This is a genomic window from Tardiphaga sp. 768_D3_N2_1 (assembly GCF_052076105.1).
Taxonomy (GTDB): domain Bacteria; phylum Pseudomonadota; class Alphaproteobacteria; order Rhizobiales; family Xanthobacteraceae; genus Tardiphaga.
In genome coordinates this window covers 4,801,878-4,822,715 of record NZ_CP197245.1, presented here as the reverse complement: position 1 = coordinate 4,822,715, position 20,838 = coordinate 4,801,878, and the positions used below count along the sequence as shown (strand labels likewise).

Sequence of the window (20,838 nt, the reverse complement as noted above, 5' to 3'; positions counted from 1 at the left end):
AACGGCCAACGGGTAGCGATGATCGAACGGCTCTGATATGGAACTGTCCATGCCCGGTGTTCCTGACCGGGATCGCGGTCCCGTAGCTCAGCCGGATAGAGCGACGGTTTCCTAAACCGTAGGTCGCATGTTCGAGTCATGCCGGGATCGCCAGCTTTCCTTCCTGTTTAATCCGAAACGGGCCATTTTCGCGACGACTTCAGACCGTCAGGCGACAGCAATCTCGGGTTTTCGCAGCATGGCCCGAATCTCCCGTGACGGCTTGGCGGCGCTGAAAAGAAAGCCCTGCATCTGGGTGCAACCGAGCAAACGCAGTGCGTCGAGTTGATCGGCTGTCTCGACGCCTTCCGCTGTGATGATCATGTTGCGCGCGGCTGCGATGGTTACGACCGCCTGTACGATCGATGACGATCCGCCGGGCGCTACGATGTCCCGGATGAAACTGCGGTCGATCTTGACCTTGTCGAAAGGGAATCGCTGTAGATAGCTGAGCGATGAATAGCCCGTCCCGAAATCGTCCAGTGCAATCCCGACACCGATGCCGCGGAGCTGATGAAGGATCGCGAGCGCCATCTCGTCATCGCGGATCAGCACTGTTTCGGTGACCTCAAGTTCGAGTCGGTGAGCCGGCAAGTTTGCTGCCACGAGAGCTCGAGCGACATTCAAGGCCAGGGTCTGCGTTGTGAATTGAATTGGCGACACATTGACGGCGAGCTTGATCGGTGTTGGCCAGGAGGCCGCCTCAGCGCATGCCGTTCGCAATACCCATTCGCCGAGTTCCGCAATCAGGCCGGTTTCCTCGGCGATCGGAATGAATTCTGCCGGCGAAATCATGCCGCGAACCGGATGCCGCCAGCGTAGCAATGCTTCGCAGCCAGTGATCTCGTTGCTGGCGATATCGATGACGGGTTGATAGTGAACCTCAAGCCCGCCTTCCGCGAGCGCCTTCCGCAGATCCTGTTCCAGCGCGCGGCGCGCTCTTGCGTCTTCATCCATGGCAGGCTCGAAGAAGCGAAAGGTGCGTCGTCCAGCGGCCTTGGCGCTATACATCGCAAGGTCGGCATGTCTCAGCAATTCGTCAAGATCGGAGCCGTCATCGGGGGCCACAGCGATTCCGATGCTGGCATCGGTCGTGATCTGGTGGCCAAGGCATTCATAGGGTTGCCGGATGGCGTCATAGAGCGGCACCACCAGATGGGTGACGTCGCTGCGGCGAGCAATTCCCGTATGCACAATGGCGAATTCATCGCCGCCAAGTCGCGCGACAAAGCCCGCATTACCGACACAGCTGCGTAGCCGCGTGGCCACGATTTTCAGCAGTTCGTCGCCGATGGCATGACCGAGCGTGTCATTGACGCTCTTGAACTCATCGATATCGATATAGAGAATCGCAAATCGCGCGCCATCGTGGACCGTTGCGATTTCCGCTTCGAGGCGCTCACGGAACATCACCCGATTGGGGAGATCTGTCAGAGCGTCGTAATGCGCAAGATGGGCGATGCGCTCTTCCGAACGTTTGCGATCGGTGATGTCCTCGAGCGTCGAGGCCCAGCCGCCGTCCTCCGATCTCTGAACGAGGATCTGGATCGAACGACCATCCGGTGTGGTCAGCAGCGTGTCGTGGACGGGGCCTTCGGCAACGCTTCGCAAGAATGACGTGCAGTATTCGTCGACATCGCCGACGAAGGTTCCATTGTCCTTGCGATGCTGGATGGTCTCGGAAATGACAGCCCGGCTTCACGACTGTGCCGGAGAGCCCGAACATGTCGACGAAGCGCTGATTGCAGACGACCAGTCTGGCATTCGCGTCGAACAGCAGCAGGCCCTGCGTCATATTGTTGATTGCAGTATCGAGATGCGTGGATTTTTGCGCCAGCATCCGCTCGGCTGAGCGGTGCTGGCGGTTCAGTTGCCGGACGATCAGGAATAGCGTCGCCAGGATCACCAATGCGGCAAGCGTCGCACCGATGATTTGATATTTGGTCTGCTCGCGCCAGTCATGCAGGGCCGCGGGCATGCTGGTGGTCGCGACGATCATCACTGGAGCTGCCGCGAGGCGCCTTGCAGAGCCCAACTCGTCTTCCCCGTCGATGGGGCTGATATAGTGCCCCGTCGAGGTTCCGCCCGACGACCAGAGGTCTTTGAAGACCGAACTGCTACTGAGATTCTGGCCGATAACGGTCTCATTCTGCGGATAGCGAGCAAGCACGGTGCCGTTGCGGTGGATCATCAAGATCTTGGCGTCTTTTTCGAGCGCAAGGGATGCGAAGAAGCTCTCGAAGTGAACGGGTTCGACGCCGCGGCCGATCATGCCCATGAATTCGCCATGGCGTCCGATCAGCTTGCGCGCAAACACAGCGGTCCATGCACCGGTCACCCTGCTGATGACGGGTTCTGCCAACACGACCGTGGGTCCGTTGTCGGCCTGCAGCGTCTGGAAGTGCTGACGGTCGGCGATGTTAATGGCCGGTACGGGCCAGGTTTCCGACGAATTGAGTAGCTTGCCATCGGAATCGAACAGGTTGATGCCGCCGACATAGGGTAGGCTGCTGAGCTTGGTACGCAGCATGCGGTGGACGTCGATCCCCGACATCAGGTGCTGGTAGGCAGCACTGTTCTGGATGTTGGCCGACTTCATATAGGTGATAACGTCGTTCTGGATGCCTTGCAGGTCTCCGAACTGTTGGTCGAAGTGTCGTGCGACCAGCAGAACCGTGTTTTCCAGTTCGCGCTTCTTGCTCTCGATGGCGCGGTCTCTGAAATGGACGGTGATGCAGGCCGTGCCGATGGCGATGGCGGCAATCAGCAGGCAGCCACACAGGATGAGGCCTTGGATCGGTCCGCCTTGGAATCGAAAACGGCGCAGCGCGGCAAAGCCGGCAAGACCGCCAGCGCCATCAGACCGCTCCCCCGACTTTGCGTCGTTTTGCCCCATGCGGACTTTTGTACCGGGGGGGCCGCCAACACGCCGTTACGAACTTCGGTGAACGATGGGTTAAGACAGCTGGGCCGTCACGCCGATTTCGATATCGCGCCGGAGACCTATCCCGCCGCCGAACCGTTGACGATATCGGCCTGCTCGCCGCGCTCGATTAGCGATTTGACCAGCGAGGATTTCACGCCAGAGACGTGTTCGCGCATCAGTACCTCGGCGCGCCAGGGCTCGCGGGCCATAATGGCGTCGTAGATCCGGTGGTGATCATCATGACGCCGGCGCACGTCGCGATGCTCGAAGGCGACGATGTTGCGGCTCGATGACATCGGGACGTGGTGGCAGATCCGGATCATCTCCGCCAGCATGCGGTTACGAGCGGCGCCTAGCAAGGTATCGTGGAAGTCGCCGTTGATGCCGCGATAGATGGTGAGATCGCCTTCCGCGAACTCACCGCGCGCCAGCAGCTTGTCGCCGGCGACGAGGCTTTCCTCGATGATGGCGCGCTCCTCTGCGCTCAGTCCACGTTCGGCGGCGAAGCGTGCGGCCACGCCTTCCAGCGATGCGCGGATTTCGTAGGCGTCGACAATGGCGGAGAGCGGGAATTCACGGACGGTGAAGCCGCGATTGGGGGCGTAGTCGAGCAGCCCTTCGCCGGCCAGTGCCTGCAAGGCGGCGCGGACGGGTGTCCGCGAGACCTCCAGCGTCTTGCTGAAGCGGACCTCGTTGATCCGCTCGCCCGCGCTGACCGTGCCATCCAGAATGGCGTCGCGGATCTGATCCGTGACCGACAGCGACCGGTTGGCGGCGCGGCCGGGGCCGCCAGCTTCGGGCGGTGGCGAGAGGGATGAGTCGGGCATCCGTGGTGCTCCGCAGCAAAGTGAATACAATTCAATCCGAGTGTGACCCGTCTTTGCTACTCAGCATACAGGAAAGCGCAATTTTGCTGCATAAATATCGCGCAAAAAGGGAAGGCAATTCGCAGAAATGATGGGCATTGAGAAAAGTGTATGTAATTCTGATTGACACATGACCCGAACCCGCAATGATGCGGTCACGTTCACAAGAAGCAGGCGGTACGCGTCTCATGACAGCAGGGAAGTCGATCGGCGAAAACGCGATCGAAGAGATCACGGCGGATCGCACCCCGCATTACGAGCCGTTTGGCTGGCATCACTGGCCCGAGCATCCCTGGCTTGCCTATCAATTTCGCCGCGGTCTTGGTGAGACCCAGGAGGGCGGCGGCAGCGTATCCGAGGTGATGCTGGCTGGTTCGAGGATGATCCCGGGCGATCTCGAAAGCTGGCATAAAGAGTGGATGGTGATTGCGGACGCCAACTGGCAGCGCGGCCTTTCCGAAGAGGGGCTCGGCCACATCCGTACGGCGATGAACTGCTTCCTGCGGGCCGCCGATTATTACCGGCAGGCCGAATTCCATCTCGAGCCGACCGACCCGCGCCGGCTGCCGACCTTCGAGAAGATGGAGGCCTGCTCGCACAAGTTCATTTCCTATCTCAATCCGCCGGGCGAGGTGGTTGAGATCCCCTATGAGCCGGGCAAGCCGATCTGCGGCTACTTCATCCGTGCGCCATTTCCGGGCGACAAGCTGCCAGTGCTGATCTGCATGGGCGGTCTCGATTCCATCAAGGACGAGATGTGGTTCATGCAGGCCCATGGCTGTCTGCAACGCGGCATTTCGGTGCTGATGGTCGATCTGCCCGGGCAGGGCGGTACCTTGCGCCGCCACGGTCTCGCGACCCGCGCCGATACGGAAGTGCCAGTCGGAAAATGTATCGATTGGCTGGAAAAGCGCGCCGATGTCGATGGCTCGCGCATCGCGGTCTGCGGCTCCAGCATGGGCGGTTACTATGCCGCGCGCGCCGGTTGCTACGAGCATCGCCTCGCTGCAGTGATCTCGCACGGTGCCGTCTGGTCCGTCCACGACATGTGGGGTCAGAAGGGCGACGACTTCGGCTTGGCGATGCATATCCGCTGGGTATTCGGCGCCAAAACGATGAAGGAAGCCCATGAGCTGATGAAGCCCTTCACGCTCAAGGGTCATCTCGAGCACATGAAATGTCCCTATCTCGTGCTGCATGGCGGTCACGACGTGCTGACGGTGACTGCGGCGCGCTCGACCTATGACCACGCCATTGCCAATGGTGTCGATGCGACACTGCGCGTGCTTGAGCCGAATGAGACTGGCGCCGAGCATTGCCAGCATGACAATCCGACGATTGGTCAGGAAGTGCTTGCCGATTGGCTCGCCGATAAATTCAAGATCGATCAGCGCGCGCTGCTGAAGACCTCATTCAACTCGCTGGTGTGATCATGAATCTCGGCGTCAATCAAATTAAGGCAGCCGTCGTTGCGATCGACCTGCATCGCGGTCATCTCGACATGTCGGTGGCAACTATGCCGACGACGCCGGATGTCGCGAAACAGGTCATTGCCTCTAACAAGCGGCTATTTGACTGGTGCCGTAGTGTCGGCATCCCCGTGATCCATCAGGTCACGTCCTATCGCGACGAAGAAGAAATCCGCGCCAACCCGTTCTGGCGGACCCGCGCCGAGGATCCAAGGGCAACGCGCAAGAATGTGATGCGGCACAATATCATGGGCGGCCCCGGCTGCACCGTGATGCCGGAGCTGCTGGACCCCAGCGACTTCATCGTCAATACCAAGAAACGCTACGACTGCTTCTTGGGCACCGATCTCGATTTCGTGCTGCGTTCGCACGGCGTCAACACGCTGCTGATCACCGGCGTAAACACTAATTCCTGTGTGCTGGCGACGACGACGGCCGCCAATGTACGCGACTACTCGGTGATCGTCGTTGAGGACTGCGTCGACAGCATGGACGGGCCAGAGTTGCATGCCGCCGGCCTCGCCTGCATCCGCACCGCCTTCGGTTTCGTGATGGATACCGATGCGGTGATGCAGCTCGATGGCCTCAAGAGCGCAGGACGCGCCGTATGATCTCCTACAATCTTTCACTTTCGAAGGGCATCCAGCCATGACCGGTCCCATGCAGCCGCGTGAGCGTTGCGACTATTCCGCCATTGTCGATCGTCCCAAGCTGAAGCTGCCGGGCAACGCCCGCATGATCGTCTGGACCATCGTCAATCTCGAGGTCTGGGACATTGCCAAGCCGATGGCGCGTCAGGTTCTGCCGGCACCGACCGGAATTCCGCTGCTGCCCGATGTCGCCAATTGGGGTTGGCACGAATACGGCATGCGTGTCGGTGTCTGGCGTTTCTTCGATCTCTACAAGAAGCTCGGCATCAAGCCTACGCTGTCGATCAATGCGCGTGTCTGTGAGGATTATCCGCGCGTGGCCCAGCAGGCGAAGGACGCCGGCTGGGAGTTCATGGGCCATGCCTATGAACAAGGGCCCATCCACAAGGAGGCCGACCAGAAGGCGATGATCAATCGCTCGATGGATGTAATCGAGAACTTCACCGGCAAGCGCCCGGTTGGCTGGCTCGGACCGGGTCTGACGCAGACGCTGGACACCCCGGAATTCCTCGCCGAAGCCGGCGTGAAATATATCGGCGACTGGGTCTATGACGACGAACCGACGGTGATCCGTACCGAGAAAGGGCCGCTCACTACGCTGCCTTACACGGTGGAGATGAACGACATCCCGATGATGATGGTGCAACATCACGAGAGCACGCAGCTCCTGAATCGTGCCAAGGATCAGTTTGATCGCCTCTATGCCGAAAGCGCGGAGCGGCCGAAGATCATGTCGATTGCGATCCACCCGTATATTTCGGGTCAGCCGTTCCGCATCAAGTATCTCGAAGCGATCTATGATTACGTCAACCAGTTCGAAGGCGTTGTGCATTGGAATGGCGCCCAGATCCTCGATTGGTACAATACCCAGGTGGCGAAGTGAGCGTGACGTCCCAGCAGATGCTACCCGCAATTCCCGTCACCGGCGTGCCGGTCGTGGGCGGCGGCTTTTTCCCCGTACGTCGCGTCTATTGCGTGGGGCGTAACTATCTCGACCACATCCGCGAGATGAAGGAAGCCGACGAGCGCGATCCGCCGTTCTTCTTCCAGAAGCCGCGCGACAGCGTGGTGCCGGATGGCGCTCGCGTGCCTTATCCTGCTTTCACCGAAGACTTCCAGTTCGAAGTCGAGCTGGTGCTGGCGATCGGCCGTGGTGGACGCGACATAGCGGTGGAGGATGCTCTCGATCACATCTGGGGTTATGCCGTCGGCATCGATCTCACCCGTCGCGACCGCCAGCGCGATGCCCGCGATATGCGACTGCCTTGGGAAATGGGCAAGAGCTTCGACGCGTCTGCGCCTTGCGGCGAAATTGCGCCGGCACGTGATGCCCGGCATTTCAACAATTGCGCGATCACGCTGTCGGTGAACGGCGTCGAGAAGCAGCGCGGTGATATCGGTCAGATGATCTGGAGCGTGCCGGAGATCGTGGCGCAGCTGTCGAAGCAGATGAAGCTCGAGCCGGGCGATCTCATCTATACGGGTACGCCTGCCGGTGTGGGTCCCGTCGTTCCCGGCGACGTCATCGATGCGCGAATCGAAGGTTTGCCGTCGCTCGGCATCACCATCGTCGAGGCGCAAGATTAAGGACTGGATCTGATCATGTTGCCGACCGAACGCATTTCCTATTCGCCCATCGACGCCCGCCCGCCGCTGAAACTGCCGAATGGCAAGCGCATGGCTGTGTGGATCATCGTCAATGTCGAGGAATGGGACGCCAAGCAGCCGATGCCGCGCACGGTGTTGACGCCCCCGGCCGGCGGCTCGCCCTCGCCGGATGTTCCGAACTGGGCCTGGCACGAATACGGCAACCGTGTCGGCTTCTGGCGCATGTTGAAAGTGTTCGACGACTACAAACTCCCCGCCGCGCTGGCGATCAACGGCTCGGCGATCGCTGCTTACCCGCCCATCGTCGAAGCGGCCAAGGCGCGCGATTGGGAGTTCATGGGTCACGGCTTCACCCAGCGCAACATGCAAAAGGTGGAGAACGAGCGCGAGGATATCCGCAAGACCGCCGATGTGATCGAGGGCGTGACCGGCAAGCGTCCGCGCGGCTGGCTCGGGCCTGGCCTTACGGAGACCTGGGAGACGCCGGACCTGCTCAAGCAGGAGGGGTATGAATATGTCTGCGATTGGGTGCTGGACGATCAGCCGGTGTGGCTGAAGACGACGACCGCACCCATCGTCAATGTCCCCTACACGCAGGAATGCAACGACGTCGCGATGATGCTGATCCAGCATCACAAGGCGTCGGAATATTACGACCGGGCCATCGACCAGTTCGAGCAGATTTACGAGGATTCCGAGAATTCGGCCCGGGTCATGGCATTGGTTGTGCATCCCTACATCATGGGCGCGCCGCATCGCCTGAAGCACTTCCGCCGGATCTTCGAGACCATCCAGAAGAAGTCCGACGTGGCCTTCATGACCGGCGAGCAGATTCTCGATTGGTACCTTTCGGTCGGTCCGAAAGCGCCGGAAGCATAGATCAGGCAAGCAGCAGGGCATGAGTCTCTTTCAACTCCTCAACGGCCTGACCTTCGCCGCGCTGCTGTTCGTGGTGGCGAGCGGCTTTACGCTGATTTTTGGGCTGCTGCGGATCGTTAATCTTGCGCATGGTGCGCTATATCTGTTCGGTGGCTATATCGGCTACAGCATCGCTGTGAAGACCGGCAGCTTCGTCGTCGGTGGCATCGGAGCCATGGCTGCCATCGCGGCCATTGGTTTCGTGCTCGATCAGGGCTTATTGCGTTTCGTGCGCGGTAATGAGTTGCGGCAAGTGCTGCTGACGCTTGGCGTCGCGTTCTTTCTCAACGATCTTGCTCTGGTGATCTGGGGCGGCGACAGCTTCACTGTGCCGATCCCGGAGATGTTGCGCGGCGGCACGCGGGTGTTCGGCACCTTCTATCCGATCTACCGGCTGTTTGTGTTGGGGATGGGCATCTTCGTGTTCATCGGCCTGTGGGTGTTGCTCAACCATACGAGGCTCGGTGCGCTGATCCGCGCCGGTGTCGACGATGCCGAGATGGTCGAGGCATCCGGCGTCAATATCCGTCGGGTCTTCCTCTTCACCTTCCTGTTCGGTTCGGCACTGGCCGGTCTTGGCGGCCTGATGGGAGGCGCGTTCTTGTCGCTCTATCCCTCGGCTGACGCCGAAATTCTGACCTTCAGTCTTGCCGTCGTCATTATCGGCGGGCGCGGCAGTCTCGTTGGGGTGGGCGTCGGCAGTCTGCTAGTCGGGCTTCTGAATACGCTTGGCCAGGTGATGTTCCCCGAACTCGCTTATTTCGTGATCTTCGGCCCGATGGCGGTGCTGCTCGCATTCCGTCCACTCGGCCTGTTCGGACGTGCCACATGACGCAGCCCGTATCCAAAACGTCAGTTCTCGCCGGCATGACCGGCCGTGGACTCGTTATCGCCGCGCTGGTGGTGATCGTCGCGGCCTGCCTGCCGATGGTGCTATCGAGCTATCAGGTCGGTCTCGCCACCGAAGTACTGATCTTTGGTGTTCTCGCCATGTCGATCGACATTCTTGCTGGCTTTGCCGGTCGGACCTCCCTCGGCCATGGCGCCATCTTCGGTGTCTCGACCTATGTCGTCGTCTATGCGACCGGCCAGGCTGGCCTGTCACCTTGGACGGGCTTCGCGCTCGGTGTATTGGCCGCCACCGCGGTGGCTTCGGTATTTGCGCTACTCGCGGTGCGCACCTCCGGTGTCTATTTCCTGCTGCTGACGTTGGCGCTGGGCATGATCGTGTGGGGTGTCTGCCTGCGCTGGACGCAGGTGACCGGCGGCGAGAACGGCATGCGCGCCGATGTGCGGCCAGCGATCCTGATGGGTCATAGTGCGTTCTACTGGGCGGTGCTCGCCGGCGCGGTTGTCGTGTCCTTTGCCATGTGGCGCTTCGTGCGCTCGCCGTTCGGCTTGACGCTGCGCGGCATCCGCGACAGCGAAAGCCGCATGCGCAGCCTCGGTTACAATGTGCCTCTGCATCTGTTTATCGGCTTCACGGTGTCCGGCATCTTCGCCGGCATCGCTGGGGGACTCTATGCGATGTTCAACAATTTTGTCAGCCCTTCGACCGTCGCGCTCGCGCAGTCGGTGGAGGGGGTGTTGATGATGATCGCCGGCGGTGTCGGCACGCTGTTCGGCGCCTTTGTGGGCGCAGCGGCGATCATCGTGCTGGAGAATATCGTCAGCTCCTATACCGAGCGCTGGCTGATGGTGCTCGGCATCACTTTCGTTCTCATCATGATATTCGCCCCCGAGGGCATCATAGGCAAGCTGCGCGCGATCACCTCGCGCAAGGTGCGATAAGTCGGTTTCACGTTTCAATCGGGTTGCTCACGAAAGGACTTCGAGATGGATCGCAGGCAATTTCTCAAGAACACTACGGCGGCTGTCGCGGCCGCGGGCGTCGGTGTCGCTCCGTGGCGCTCCGCACAGGCTCAGGCCGGCCCGATCAAGATCGGTCTGCTGGCGCCGCTGACCGGCGTTGTGGCTTCGGGCGGCAAGGAGATGGTCGAAGGCGTGCAATTCTATCTCGACCAGGTCAAGAACGAGATGGGCGGTCGCAAGGTCGAGCTGGTGATCGAGGACGATGCGTCGAATCCCGACACAGCACTGCAGAAGGCTCGTCGCCTGGTCGAGCAGGGTAATTGCCACATGCTGATCGGCAACCTGCTCGCCAATACCGGCCTCGCCGTCGCCAATTACGTCAAGGGTACCGGCACGCCTTACTTCATTCCGATCATCGCGGCCGACGACCTCACCCAGCGCGCCCGCATCAAGAACGTGATCCGCGTCGCTGGCTATTCCGCCAGCGCCTTCACCCACCCGTTCGGCGATTGGGCTTTGAAGCAGGGCTACAAGAAGATCGCTACCATCAGCCAGGACTACACTTTCGGTCACGAACAGTGCGGCGGTCTCGCCCAGGTATTTACCGAAGGCGGCGGCCAGATCGTGCAGCAGTTCTGGCATCCGTTGAACACAGCAGACTTCAGCCCCTATCTCGGCCAGCTCGCCGACCTCCAGGTCGACGCGATCTTTGCGATGGAGACTGGTGCGGACTCAACTCGTCTGATCCAGCAATATGCGTCGTTCGGCCTGAAAGGGAAGACGCCTCTGCTGATGGCCATGAACGGCACCGACCAGTCGGTGATCCGCACTATGGGTGACGAATGCGAAGGCATCGTCGCGGCGGCGCATTTCGCCGAAGGCTCGGACGTTCCGACCACCGCGAAGTTCGAGAAGGATTACGAAGCGAAGTACGGCAAGATCCCGTCGCTTTATGGTTTCTCGATGTATTCCGGCATGATGTGGATCGATGCCGCGCTGAAGAAGATGGGCGGCAAGGTCGAGGACCGCGAAACCTTTATCGACACGGTGCTGAAGACCGAGCTCGATAACTCGCCCCTCGGCAAGACCGTGAAGTTCGACGATTACGGCAACCCGATCTACGACGTTTATATCCGCAAGGTCGTCAAACGCGCCGACGGAAAATACTGGAACGTGCCGATCGAGACCTATTCGAATGTCTCGCAGTTCTGGAAATACGATCCGGCGACCTACCTGAAGCAGCCGCCATACTCGCGGACCTTCCAAGGCATCAAGAAGACCTGATCTATAGCGCTGACATCGGAGCGCGGCCATGCCGCGCTCCGCCCAACGGGAAATTTTCGTGTCCGAACCGATCCTGACGCTGAGCGATGTAACGGTGGCTTTCGACGCCCTGAAGGCGGTCGATGGCGTCAGCCTGACCGTACCGCGGGGCCAGCGCCGGGCCATCATTGGCCCGAATGGCGCTGGCAAGACCACGCTTTTCAATGCCATTGCCGGCGCGCATCCGCCAACGTCCGGCAAAATCAGCTTCAATGGACATGACGTGTCCAGGCTGCCGCCCCACCGGCGTGCGCAGCTCGGCATCTCGCGCACCTTCCAGATCACCAACCTGTTTCCTACGCTCAGCGTGCAGGACAACATGATGCTGGCGCTGCGCGGATTGAAGCCGAAGAAGTTTTCGCTGTTTGGCTCGCCCGATCCGGATGATAGCGAGGCTACGCGCATCGCGGCCGCGCTGAACGCCGCACGGATCGCCGAGCGGGCCAATATCATCGTCAAGGAAATGTCCTATGGCGAGCAGCGGCAGCTCGAAATCGCGATTGCGCTGGTGACAACGCCGACCATGTTGCTGCTGGATGAGCCGGCTGCCGGCCTGTCGCCGTCGGAGCGCTCGATGATTGCCGAGGTGATCCGCTCGCTCGACCTGGCAATTACCGTGATCCTGATCGAACACGACATGGATCTGGCGCTCGGGCTGGTCGACTACGTGACCTGCATGTTTGAGGGCCGCGTGCTGGTCGAGGAGCCGCCGGAAGGCATTCGCCGCAACGCCAAGGTCCAGGAAGTCTATCTCGGGAAGCCGCGTCATGCTTGAGGTCAAGGATCTGCACAGCGGTTACGGCGACGCGGTCGTGGTACGCGGCGCGTCACTCGAGGTGCGTCCTGGTGAGATCGTGGCGCTGCTTGGTCGCAATGGCATGGGCAAGACCACTTTCATTCGCTCCATCATGGGCCTGACGCCGCCACAGGTGAGCTCGGGCACGATCACCTGGCGCGACGAGAGCCTCGTTGGTCTGCGTCCTCATGATATCGCCAATCGCAAGATCGCCATTGTGCCGCAGGGGCGCCGGCTGTTTCCGTCGTTGACGGTGACCGAGCATCTGACCATGCTGAAGAGTGCGCGCGCCAAGGATGGCTGGACGCTCGATCGCGTATTCGCCATTTTTCCGCGGCTTGCCGAGCGTCGTCATCACCGTGGCGGCCAGTTGTCGGGTGGTGAGCGTGGCATGCTGGCGGTCGGCCGCGCGCTGATGATCGATCCCGAATTGATCCTGATGGACGAGCCCTCGGAAGGTCTCGCGCCGGTGATGGTGCAGCACCTCGAAAGCATCATTCTCGACCTCAAGAAGGAGGGGCTGTCGATCCTGCTGGTCGAGCAGAATCTCTACAGCGCGCTGGCCGTCGCCGATCGCGTCTACATTATGGAAACAGGGCAGATCGTGCATCACGGCACGTCGCAGGAGATGAACCAGCAGACGGACGTATTGTTCAAGCGGCTCGGCGTGCATTGAGGTGACCATGAGCGAAGACCTGTTGCGCCAAGTCGCTGCCGAATTGAACAAGGTGCCCGGCGCCGCTGAACGCGCACCGCGCATGACGGGGCTGGTTGCGGAAAATAACACGCGCGTCGCGACTGCAGCTGTTCAAGACATGGTGTTCGATTCGACGCCCTATGCCTATCAGGCGTGGCTCGCTGATATGGACAAGCGCTGATGCAGAGCGCGATCGCCACTCTTGATCTCTGCGCCCTCGCGGATGCCATCGCCAAGGGCGACGTCACGTCCGTAAAGGCCACAACGGTGGCGCTGGAACGGCTTGATCTGATCGGCCGCAAACTGAATGCCGTAGTGCGGCTTGATGACGAACGGGCGCTGGACGCGGCCGAAGCCGCCGACAAGTTGCGCGCATCGAGCGCGGTATTGCCGGTGCTGCATGGCGTGCCGCTTGCTCATAAAGATCTCTTCTATCGTGCCGGTGATCTGTCCGGTGGCGGCTCGAAAATCCGGGCTGACTTTCGCGCTGACGTGACAGCCACGGTGATCGCTCGGCTCGACGCCGCCGGCGCGCTCGATCTCGGCCGTCTGCAGCTAGCGGAATTCGCCATGAGCCCAACGGGCTATAACGAGTCGCTGGGTCATGCGCGCAACCCGTGGAATCCGGCGCATGTGCCGGGCGGCTCGTCCTCCGGTTCCGGCGTCGCCGTCGCCGCGCGCCTCGTGACCGGCTCGCTCGGGACGGATACCGGCGGTTCACTACGCCATCCCGGCGCCATGTGCGGCCTGATAGGGTTGAAGCCGACCTGGGGACTGGTTCCGACCGATGGTGTGATGCCGCTATCTGCCTCACTGGATTGCACGGGACCTCTGGCCCGTACCGCGCAGGATGCCGCGCGACTGCTGTCGGTGATCTCCGAGCGAGACTATGAAGCTGCGCTCGATACGGGTGTGGCCGGGATGCGCATCGCAATTCCCGGGGGGTACTACCGCGAACTTCTGCATCCGGATGTAGCGGCAGCGCTGGATGAAGCCGTGAAGGTGCTCCGGTCGCTCGGCGTCACCATCCTCGAGACCACTCCGCCGGACATGGCCCTGATCAACGCGCTGATGCAGATCGTCATGAGCGTCGAGGCTGCGACGATCCATCGCCGCTGGTTGATCGAGCGACCGCAGGACTATGCCGATCAGGTACGCTCGCGCATCGAGCCAGGCCTGCTCTATCCGGCGACACGTTATGTGGAAGCGCTGTCGCTGCGCGCGCAGATCACCCAGCAATGGATCGCGTCCTGCATCGGATCCGCCGATCTCGCGCTGCTGCCGGCGATCTCGATTCCGGTGCCGACCATCGCGGCAACCACCGAAGGCGATCCTGCCGACGTCGCTGCCGTGATCGGCCAGCTCACACATTGCACCCGCGGCATCAATTATCTCGGTCTACCGGGAGCCTCAGTGCCGTGCGGCTTCGATGCGGCGGGTCTGCCCATCGCGTTCCAACTGGTCGGTCGCCCCTATGCGGAGACTGATATCCTGCGCGTCGCTCACGCCTATCAGGGCGCGACCGACTGGCATCAGCGCATCCCCGCTGGTGCCGAACTGAACTGAGAAGAGATTTCGAATGCCCATCATCGACATGCACACCCATGCTCTCAGCAAGCGCGTCGAGCCGCTGGTGGCTGGACATTATGATCCGATGGACAATCCCTATCGGCGCGATATGTCGCCGGCGAGCCGTGAAACTGATGCGGAACAGGGCAAGCTGCTTCCGGGCCTGATGCTCGACATCGCCAAGCGCCGCGAGATGATGGCGAAGATGGGCGTCGACTTTCAGGTGATCGCGCCGGCCCCGGCGCAACAGAATTACTGGGCCGGCGAAGATTTGCAGTGTGCGCTGTCGCGCGTGCAGAACGAAGACATTGCCGCGCTCGTGGCGCAGGATCCTGCGCATTTCGCGGGGATGGGCACGCTGCCGATGCGGTTTCCCGCGCGCGCGGTGGACGAGGCGGTTCATGCGGTCGAGCAACTCGGCTTGCGCGGCTTCCAGATCGATACCCGCGTCGAAAACCTCGAACTGTCTCACGCCTCGTTCGATCCGCTCTATGCACGGCTTGCCAAACTGCGGGTGCCGCTGTTCGTGCATCCCCTGGGTTTCTCCCATGGTCAGCGGCTCGGCGATTTCTTCATGGTCAATAGCGTCGGCCAGCCCATCGAGGAAACCATTGCGATCTCCCACTTCATCATGGGCGGCATTCTCGACCGGCATCCGGATCTTGACGTGGTTATCGCTCATGGCGGTGGTTTCTACCCATTTTACGCAGCTCGACTGGATCACGCCTGGAAGGTGCGCCCGGAAGTGCGCCGGCTCACGGCAGATGCGCCGTCGACCTATCTTGGGCGGCTCTGGTTCGACACCTGCGTGTTCTCTGCGGATTTGATCGACAACCTGGTCAAGACGGTGGGCGTCGATCGCGTGATGATGGGCTCGGATTACCCGTTCGACATGGGGGACCCCGATCCGGTGGGGCTGGTCAACAAGGCCAAGCTATCGGAAACTGACCGTCAGAAGGTCCTGTCCGGCAATGCGAGCCGGCTGTTCAAGATCGGATAAGCTCCTGCCTCGTTGCGGCAAGGCGGCAACTGATGAGGCAAGATTGGCGATGGTTCATTTTGACTTTGCGAAGCTCAGTGGCCCCGAGCGTTACAAGTTGTTGTGCGGTCTGGTGGTGCCGCGTCCGATTGCGTTGATCACCACCATCTCAGATGCCGGCGTGGTCAATGCAGCGCCGTTCTCGTTCTTTAATGTGTTCTCCGAGAAGCCGCCGCTGGTGGTGGTCGGCCTGCAGGCCAGGCCCGATCTGTCGGTCAAGGACACGACCCGCAATGTGCGCGCCAATGGGCTGTTTGTTATCAACATGGTGGATGAGGCCCTCGCCAACGATATGGTCGACTGTTCGATCAGCTTTCCATCCGACATCGGCGAACTGGATGCCCTGCAGCTTCCAATGACGGCTGGCATCAATGTGCCGGTACCGCATTTGGCGAAGGCGCCTGCGGCACTGGAATGCCGGAAAGTGACAATGATGAACTTTGGCGCAGAACGCGACCTGCTGGTCGGGGAGGTCCTGGGTATTCAGGTTCGCGATGGCGTTGTCGACCCCGTCACCTTGCGTACGGATTATGATCACTATCTTCCGGTCGCCCGCATCGCGGGAACCATGTATGCACGGATGCAAGATCGGTTCGAGATCAAACCCGACAGTTTCGACACCTGGCAACTCCGTGGCTCCCGTTGAGGGAATTTTTTGTCCAGGAGTGCGTCGGAATGCCGGTGGTAGTTTTCTGCGTGTTCGATTAACCGTCAGAGGTGAGAAATCGCCGCTCCGCGGTTGTATAGGATATGACTGCTGGATGTATCGAAAAACCCTCATTGCTATTGCATGGACTATACTTGCGCTGATTGCTTTTGCGACTCTGTCACCGATCGGGCTGCGACCGCATTTTGGCGGTGTCAGTCTTGAGCGCTTCGGCGCATTCGCACTCGTGGGCCTTTTGTTCGGTCTCGCTTATCCCCGCCATCTCTGGCTTGTCCTGACGCTCGTTGGGGGGGCGGCAGTCGGGCTTGAGGTGCTGCAACATCTGACGCCGGACCGGCACGGCGAGGTGCGGGATGCGCTGGTCAAACTTGCAGGCGGCGTCACCGGCATCGGGATGTCGCTCGCGCTCCATCAGACTCTAAAAAGATTTATCACCTTAGGTTGAGATCGATCTGAACTATATCGCCAAGGGTGCGTCAGCTCTTTTTGCGAATCGCGTTTGATAGTTCCGGCCTGTGAGGGGTATCTTCGATGCTCTGCATTTCGCGGCATTAAAAAATACCTGCAAGCACGGTAGCGTTCTACCCGCGACCCCGCCTTGAGCCTGCGAATCGCAGAAATCACGCATGCCTCCACGTGAAAGTACTTGGCATGTGTAAAAGGACACCGATACAACTTGTGGGAAGGTGTGTATCGCAGTGTCTACAATTTCAACGATCTAAGAAACGTTTCGGTCAGGTTGGTGTAGATGGCCGATGACTTTGGTGTGACGTCTCGAAGCGGACAATTCCGTTGCGTGGAGAGACGTCGATCTCAAAGGACAACGTATTATGCATCGGCGGTACCAGCATTCGAGTATCCCAACCGAAATCATGCGATCGGTTGTTGGTATTTCCGAAGCCGGCAGCATCACCAAGGCCGCCAAGCTGCTCGGCCTGAGCCAGCCAGCCATCAGCTCGCAGATCAAGCGCATTGAGCATGCGGTCGGCGGCAGTATCTTCCAAAAGTCTGCCAATGGTTCATCGACAACAGAGCTCGGAAAGTTGGTTCTGATCCAGGCCAGGAAGATCCTGGAGGCGAACGATCAGCTGCTCTTGCTGCGTGGCGCTTCGCCCGAAGATCAAACTATTCGGCTTGGACTGGCCAACTTCTATTCGCAACGCGCAATGGAAGGGATGAGCAAGGCGGCGATGAGTAATGTCTGCATCTATGCAGATAATTCGACTGAGATCGCAAAAAGCATGCTCGACGGCTACATCGATGTGGGCGTGTTCCTCAGTATCTCCGATATGCCCGTGGATGCGGCCGTCGATGTCGTCGCACAACGCGACGATGAATTGACCTGGGTCCGATCGAAGGATTTCACGTTAAGTCCTGGCGCACCCATTCCGTTGCTGACTTGGCCAGGGCAGATCGCGCATGACGTTATGATTGAGGCGCTCGAGCGCAAGAGTATGATCTATCGCATTGCATTCTCCAGCCCGGACTATCATGCACGGATCGAAGCTGCGAAGGCAGGCGTCGGTTTAACTCTGCTGCCAACAGCTCTGATCCCCGCGCCGCTCTTGGCGGCCAATGAATATTATCTTCCGAAGCTGGCGATACCCAAACTCTTGCTATGCGCGCGCGAGGGCATTCGCAAGAAACACAGTGTTCTAATGGAGGAACTGCGCGTTAAATTCTTCGGTATATAGTTCTCTCATTGGCGTGTATCAGAAAACATGATGCCTCCATCAAATCCAATGCCGTCATTCAACACTATCCGGGCATTGGAGATGATTGATCCCATCAGGTGGTAACAGAAGTTGTATAGGTAGTTTTCACGCGCTTTTGCGAATCTCAGTGCATGTTGAGATTCGGCACCAGCATGAGAAGACTCCTGTCGTGTCGACGCGGTGCTTCCGCAGTCGAATTCGCGATGCTGCTTCCCGTCTTTCTGTCGATCGTTTTCGGCATCGTCGTCTTCGGATCATATCTTGCGGTCGTTCACGGTGTTCAGCAGCTTGCTGCCGAGGCAGCACGTTCCTCTGTCGCCGGACTGTCCGAGACCGAACGCGGCTCGATCGCATCGACCTATGTCGCGTCGAATGCAGCGACTTATCCGCTGATCAATGCGTCGAAGCTGAGCGTCAATGCGGCGACATCATCATCGAACGCAAACGTTTTCGTGGTCACGGTCAACTACGACGCGTCGACCATGTTCATCTATTCGCTTCCTTTCGTGCCGATGCCCCCATCGCAAGTCACGCGATCTGCCGCCATTCCCTACGGAGGGTTTTGAGCGATGGAATCGATGTGCGTACTTCTCAAGAGGTTTCGCTCCGACCAACGCGGAAATATTGCCATCATGTCCGCGGGCGGCATGGTTCTGGCCATTTGCTGTGCTGCACTGGGTGTCGATATCGGGACCATCGCTGCCGATCGTCGCAAGACACAGGCCGCCGCAGATCTCGCGGCGATCGTCGCCGCTAGCAATCTGAGCAATGCGACGAACGCCGCGCGGGCGGCGGTCACCAGCAATAATTATCCGGCCAGTTCCCTCGTCGGTGTAGAACTCGGAACTTACACAGCCAATTCGGCCGTCGCTGCGCAAAGCCGCTTTGTTACGCCAGCGACTGGAACAGCCAATGCGGCGCGGGTCAGTCTTCAGACCGCGACACCGCTGTACTTCAGCCATTTCTTTACCGGTAGCAACAATTTCACCATCAAGACGACGGCAACCGCAACAACGACGGCTATAGCGTCGTTCTCGATCGGTTCGCGATTGGCGTCGTTAAATGGCGGTCTGTTGAATAGCGTTCTTGGATCGATGCTGGGAACGACCCTGTCGCTGTCGGTCATGGACTACAATGCGCTTCTTGGTGCGCGTATCGATGCTTTCACCTTCCTCTCGGCGCTGGCGACGCGTGTCAGTCTGACCGGCGTGACTTATGACACGCTGCTGAAATCGAACATCAAGATCGGAGATATTCTATCCGCAGCGTTGAGTGCGCAGCAGGCTGCCAATGGCAGCGGGACGGCGACCACCGCGCTCTCGACGATATCGCAGGCGTCAGCCTCTGTGACGACCAAGATTGCGCCTGGTACGCTGATTGATGCGGGCCCCTACGCAAACCTGATCGTGGGCGTCAAGCCGAAAGACGGTGTGAGCATCTCGCTCTACGACTTGCTGCAGGCAACGGCTGGAGTCGCTAACGGTACCAACCAGATCGCCGCATCCGTCTATTTGGGTCTACCGGGCATTGCCAGTGCATCACTTACGGCGACCATTGGCGCACGTCCACAGGGATCCGGCTGGATTGCCGTGGGTACGCAGGGCGTCAGTGTTCATACAGCCCAGACACGGGTGCTGCTATCCATCCAGTTGATCGGAAGTGGTTCGGCGTCATTGGTCAATCTGCCGGTTTATGTGGAGGTCGCGTCGGGCACAGCGACGCTGAACAAGGTCAGTTGCGGCTATCCGAACGTCAATACATCGAGCGTCACGCTTGGCGTCACACCCGGCATTGTTGATGCATGGATAGGTAATGTCACTGCGGCTGATCTCAACAACATTACGACCAAACCGAACCCGGGGTCGGCACCGCTTGTGAATCTCCTGGGGCTTCCAATCGTGACGGGAAAGGCCCATGCGGGCATGGGCAACACCACGCCGGTCAGTGTCAACTTCAGCTATTCGGATATCACGTCGCAGACGAAGAAGACCGTGAACACGACAAACTTCACGTCGTCCCTGACGGGCAGTCTGCTTGGCGACCTCAACATCAGTGTTCTTGGATTGGGTCTGGCGATCCCGGGTCTCGGCGGGCTCGTCACCAGCATCATCAGCGGGGCGACCAGCTCAATCGATCAATTGCTGGCGGCAACGTTGGCAAGTCTCGGCGTCGGAATTGGACAGGCCGATGTGTGGGTATCCGGTGTTCGCTGTGACGGCGCAGTGTTGGTGAACTGAATCAGTAACGCGTGAACTTCAATGCCACCTTTAACAGAAGAGGACTGATAAAATGGGATACGAAGCCGCAATGAACCGCCCTAACGTTAACCGCAAGCGCTCGGTTGTCGTCTCGAAGAAGCGCACCAGCGTCAGCCTGGAAGACAGTTTCTGGGCCAGCCTGCAGGCGATCGTTCGCATGGAAAATACCACCATCGAACACTATATCGAGAAGATCGAGCGCAAGCGCGAAACGCCAAATTTGTCGTCCAATCTACGTATCGCTGTGCTCGAATATTTTCAGCAGATTGCTGCACGCAGCTTGACGGCCGGCACCGCCGATCAGCCGGCGGGGAACAACAATGCCAAGCTGGATGCCAACCACAACCAGCTAGCTGAGAAAGTTGCGGCCTATTGGGGGCGTGTGGAATCGCAGAACCGGCAGCTGGCCGACTAGGCCAGCTGCTCGAACTTTCCAGTTTATTTGATTTGAGGAAACGACGCGCAGTGCCGCGCGACGTCGTATCG

20 protein-coding genes, 1 tRNA gene and 1 pseudogene are annotated in these 20,838 nt (G+C 59.8%); 20 read left to right on the top strand and 2 right to left on the bottom strand.

Annotation, left to right across the window (positions count from 1 at the left end; translation table 11 throughout):
* Positions 1 to 76: 76 nt before the first annotated feature.
* A tRNA-Arg gene (locus AB8A27_RS22600) sits at positions 77 to 153 on the top strand.
* Between the two features lie 54 nt (positions 154 to 207).
* Here the strand turns inward: AB8A27_RS22600 and AB8A27_RS22595 are convergent.
* Positions 208 to 2,935, bottom strand: a pseudogene (locus AB8A27_RS22595) (bifunctional diguanylate cyclase/phosphodiesterase).
* Between the two features lie 107 nt (positions 2,936 to 3,042).
* Positions 3,043 to 3,792 carry a GntR family transcriptional regulator gene (locus tag AB8A27_RS22590; protein WP_441243838.1) on the bottom strand — a complete coding sequence of 250 codons (750 nt, stop codon included), beginning with the start codon at positions 3,790 to 3,792 and terminating at the stop codon, positions 3,043 to 3,045.
* A gap of 227 nt (positions 3,793 to 4,019) precedes the next feature.
* Here AB8A27_RS22590 and AB8A27_RS22585 point away from each other — a divergent pair, with 227 nt between their 5' ends.
* The 19 genes from AB8A27_RS22585 to AB8A27_RS22495 all read left to right on the top strand — a co-directional run bounded on the left by AB8A27_RS22585 (position 4,020) and on the right by AB8A27_RS22495 (position 20,767).
* A complete protein-coding gene (locus AB8A27_RS22585; protein WP_441243837.1) occupies positions 4,020 to 5,261 on the top strand; it encodes an alpha/beta hydrolase family protein in 1,242 nt (413 codons plus the stop codon).
* A 2-nt stretch (positions 5,262 to 5,263) separates the two neighbouring features.
* Positions 5,264 to 5,911, top strand: a complete 648-nt coding sequence (locus AB8A27_RS22580) for a cysteine hydrolase (protein WP_441243836.1) — start codon at positions 5,264 to 5,266, stop codon at positions 5,909 to 5,911.
* Between the two features lie 37 nt (positions 5,912 to 5,948).
* Entirely contained in the window at positions 5,949 to 6,833 is an 885-nt protein-coding gene (locus AB8A27_RS22575; RefSeq protein WP_441243835.1) for a polysaccharide deacetylase family protein, read from the top strand.
* Between the two features lie 2 nt (positions 6,834 to 6,835).
* Positions 6,836 to 7,537, top strand: a complete 702-nt coding sequence (locus AB8A27_RS22570; protein ID WP_441243834.1) for a fumarylacetoacetate hydrolase family protein — start codon at positions 6,836 to 6,838, stop codon at positions 7,535 to 7,537.
* A gap of 15 nt (positions 7,538 to 7,552) precedes the next feature.
* Positions 7,553 to 8,437, top strand: coding sequence for a polysaccharide deacetylase family protein (locus AB8A27_RS22565; protein WP_441243833.1), 885 nt, complete (start codon positions 7,553 to 7,555; stop codon positions 8,435 to 8,437).
* A gap of 19 nt (positions 8,438 to 8,456) precedes the next feature.
* A complete protein-coding gene (locus AB8A27_RS22560; RefSeq protein WP_441243832.1) occupies positions 8,457 to 9,308 on the top strand; it encodes a branched-chain amino acid ABC transporter permease in 852 nt (283 codons plus the stop codon).
* The gene (locus tag AB8A27_RS22555; protein WP_441243831.1) at positions 9,305 to 10,267 is read left to right on the top strand and encodes a branched-chain amino acid ABC transporter permease; all 963 of its coding nucleotides are present in this window, start codon (positions 9,305 to 9,307) and stop codon (positions 10,265 to 10,267) included. The genes AB8A27_RS22560 and AB8A27_RS22555 overlap by 4 nt, the downstream gene beginning before the upstream one ends.
* A 45-nt stretch (positions 10,268 to 10,312) precedes the next feature.
* Positions 10,313 to 11,572 (top strand): ABC transporter substrate-binding protein, encoded by a 1,260-nt coding sequence (locus AB8A27_RS22550; RefSeq protein WP_441243830.1) that lies wholly within the window; start codon positions 10,313 to 10,315, stop codon positions 11,570 to 11,572.
* A 58-nt stretch (positions 11,573 to 11,630) separates the two neighbouring features.
* Complete coding sequence (locus AB8A27_RS22545; RefSeq protein WP_441243829.1) at positions 11,631 to 12,386, top strand: ABC transporter ATP-binding protein; 756 nt, start codon at positions 11,631 to 11,633, stop codon at positions 12,384 to 12,386.
* The gene (locus tag AB8A27_RS22540) at positions 12,379 to 13,083 is read left to right on the top strand and encodes an ABC transporter ATP-binding protein (RefSeq protein ID WP_441243828.1); all 705 of its coding nucleotides are present in this window, start codon (positions 12,379 to 12,381) and stop codon (positions 13,081 to 13,083) included. The genes AB8A27_RS22545 and AB8A27_RS22540 overlap by 8 nt, the downstream gene beginning before the upstream one ends.
* A 7-nt stretch (positions 13,084 to 13,090) precedes the next feature.
* The gene (locus AB8A27_RS22535) at positions 13,091 to 13,285 is read left to right on the top strand and encodes a hypothetical protein (protein ID WP_441243827.1); all 195 of its coding nucleotides are present in this window, start codon (positions 13,091 to 13,093) and stop codon (positions 13,283 to 13,285) included.
* The gene (locus AB8A27_RS22530) at positions 13,285 to 14,670 is read left to right on the top strand and encodes an amidase (protein ID WP_441243826.1); all 1,386 of its coding nucleotides are present in this window, start codon (positions 13,285 to 13,287) and stop codon (positions 14,668 to 14,670) included. The genes AB8A27_RS22535 and AB8A27_RS22530 overlap by 1 nt, the downstream gene beginning before the upstream one ends.
* 13 nt (positions 14,671 to 14,683) lie before the next feature.
* Positions 14,684 to 15,673, top strand: coding sequence for an amidohydrolase family protein (locus AB8A27_RS22525; protein ID WP_441243825.1), 990 nt, complete (start codon positions 14,684 to 14,686; stop codon positions 15,671 to 15,673).
* Positions 15,645 to 16,358, top strand: a complete 714-nt coding sequence (locus AB8A27_RS22520; RefSeq protein ID WP_441243824.1) for a flavin reductase family protein — start codon at positions 15,645 to 15,647, stop codon at positions 16,356 to 16,358. The genes AB8A27_RS22525 and AB8A27_RS22520 overlap by 29 nt, the downstream gene beginning before the upstream one ends.
* Positions 16,359 to 16,473: 115 nt before the next feature.
* Entirely contained in the window at positions 16,474 to 16,824 is a 351-nt protein-coding gene (locus AB8A27_RS22515) for a VanZ family protein (RefSeq protein ID WP_441243823.1), read from the top strand.
* 427 nt (positions 16,825 to 17,251) lie between these two features.
* A complete protein-coding gene (locus AB8A27_RS22510; RefSeq protein WP_441243822.1) occupies positions 17,252 to 18,073 on the top strand; it encodes a LysR family transcriptional regulator in 822 nt (273 codons plus the stop codon).
* A 152-nt stretch (positions 18,074 to 18,225) separates the two neighbouring features.
* Positions 18,226 to 18,660 (top strand): TadE/TadG family type IV pilus assembly protein, encoded by a 435-nt coding sequence (locus AB8A27_RS22505; RefSeq protein ID WP_441243821.1) that lies wholly within the window; start codon positions 18,226 to 18,228, stop codon positions 18,658 to 18,660.
* Between the two features lie 3 nt (positions 18,661 to 18,663).
* Entirely contained in the window at positions 18,664 to 20,331 is a 1,668-nt protein-coding gene (locus AB8A27_RS22500; protein WP_441243820.1) for a pilus assembly protein TadG-related protein, read from the top strand.
* 70 nt (positions 20,332 to 20,401) lie between these two features.
* On the top strand, positions 20,402 to 20,767 hold the full coding sequence (locus AB8A27_RS22495) for a ribbon-helix-helix domain-containing protein (protein ID WP_441243819.1): 366 nt from the start codon (positions 20,402 to 20,404) through the stop codon (positions 20,765 to 20,767).
* The last annotated feature ends 71 nt before the right edge of the window (positions 20,768 to 20,838 follow it).

Excerpts from the sequence above, each read along its gene's own strand:
- AB8A27_RS22590 (WP_441243838.1), bottom strand. The coding sequence starts at position 3,792 with ATGCCCGACTCATCCCTCTCGCCACCGCCCGAAGCTGGCGGCCCCGGC.
- AB8A27_RS22585 (WP_441243837.1), top strand. The coding sequence starts at position 4,020 with ATGACAGCAGGGAAGTCGATCGGCGAAAACGCGATCGAAGAGATCACG.
- AB8A27_RS22580 (WP_441243836.1), top strand. The coding sequence starts at position 5,264 with ATGAATCTCGGCGTCAATCAAATTAAGGCAGCCGTCGTTGCGATCGAC.
- AB8A27_RS22575 (WP_441243835.1), top strand. The coding sequence starts at position 5,949 with ATGACCGGTCCCATGCAGCCGCGTGAGCGTTGCGACTATTCCGCCATT.
- AB8A27_RS22565 (WP_441243833.1), top strand. The coding sequence starts at position 7,553 with ATGTTGCCGACCGAACGCATTTCCTATTCGCCCATCGACGCCCGCCCG.
- AB8A27_RS22560 (WP_441243832.1), top strand. The coding sequence starts at position 8,457 with ATGAGTCTCTTTCAACTCCTCAACGGCCTGACCTTCGCCGCGCTGCTG.
- AB8A27_RS22555 (WP_441243831.1), top strand. The coding sequence starts at position 9,305 with ATGACGCAGCCCGTATCCAAAACGTCAGTTCTCGCCGGCATGACCGGC.
- AB8A27_RS22550 (WP_441243830.1), top strand. The coding sequence starts at position 10,313 with ATGGATCGCAGGCAATTTCTCAAGAACACTACGGCGGCTGTCGCGGCC.
- AB8A27_RS22540 (WP_441243828.1), top strand. The coding sequence starts at position 12,379 with ATGCTTGAGGTCAAGGATCTGCACAGCGGTTACGGCGACGCGGTCGTG.
- AB8A27_RS22535 (WP_441243827.1), top strand. The coding sequence starts at position 13,091 with ATGAGCGAAGACCTGTTGCGCCAAGTCGCTGCCGAATTGAACAAGGTG.
- AB8A27_RS22530 (WP_441243826.1), top strand. The coding sequence starts at position 13,285 with ATGCAGAGCGCGATCGCCACTCTTGATCTCTGCGCCCTCGCGGATGCC.
- AB8A27_RS22525 (WP_441243825.1), top strand. The coding sequence starts at position 14,684 with ATGCCCATCATCGACATGCACACCCATGCTCTCAGCAAGCGCGTCGAG.
- AB8A27_RS22520 (WP_441243824.1), top strand. The coding sequence starts at position 15,645 with ATGCGAGCCGGCTGTTCAAGATCGGATAAGCTCCTGCCTCGTTGCGGC.
- AB8A27_RS22515 (WP_441243823.1), top strand. The coding sequence starts at position 16,474 with ATGTATCGAAAAACCCTCATTGCTATTGCATGGACTATACTTGCGCTG.
- AB8A27_RS22510 (WP_441243822.1), top strand. The coding sequence starts at position 17,252 with ATGCGATCGGTTGTTGGTATTTCCGAAGCCGGCAGCATCACCAAGGCC.
- AB8A27_RS22505 (WP_441243821.1), top strand. The coding sequence starts at position 18,226 with ATGTTGAGATTCGGCACCAGCATGAGAAGACTCCTGTCGTGTCGACGC.
- AB8A27_RS22500 (WP_441243820.1), top strand. The coding sequence starts at position 18,664 with ATGGAATCGATGTGCGTACTTCTCAAGAGGTTTCGCTCCGACCAACGC.
- AB8A27_RS22495 (WP_441243819.1), top strand. The coding sequence starts at position 20,402 with ATGAACCGCCCTAACGTTAACCGCAAGCGCTCGGTTGTCGTCTCGAAG.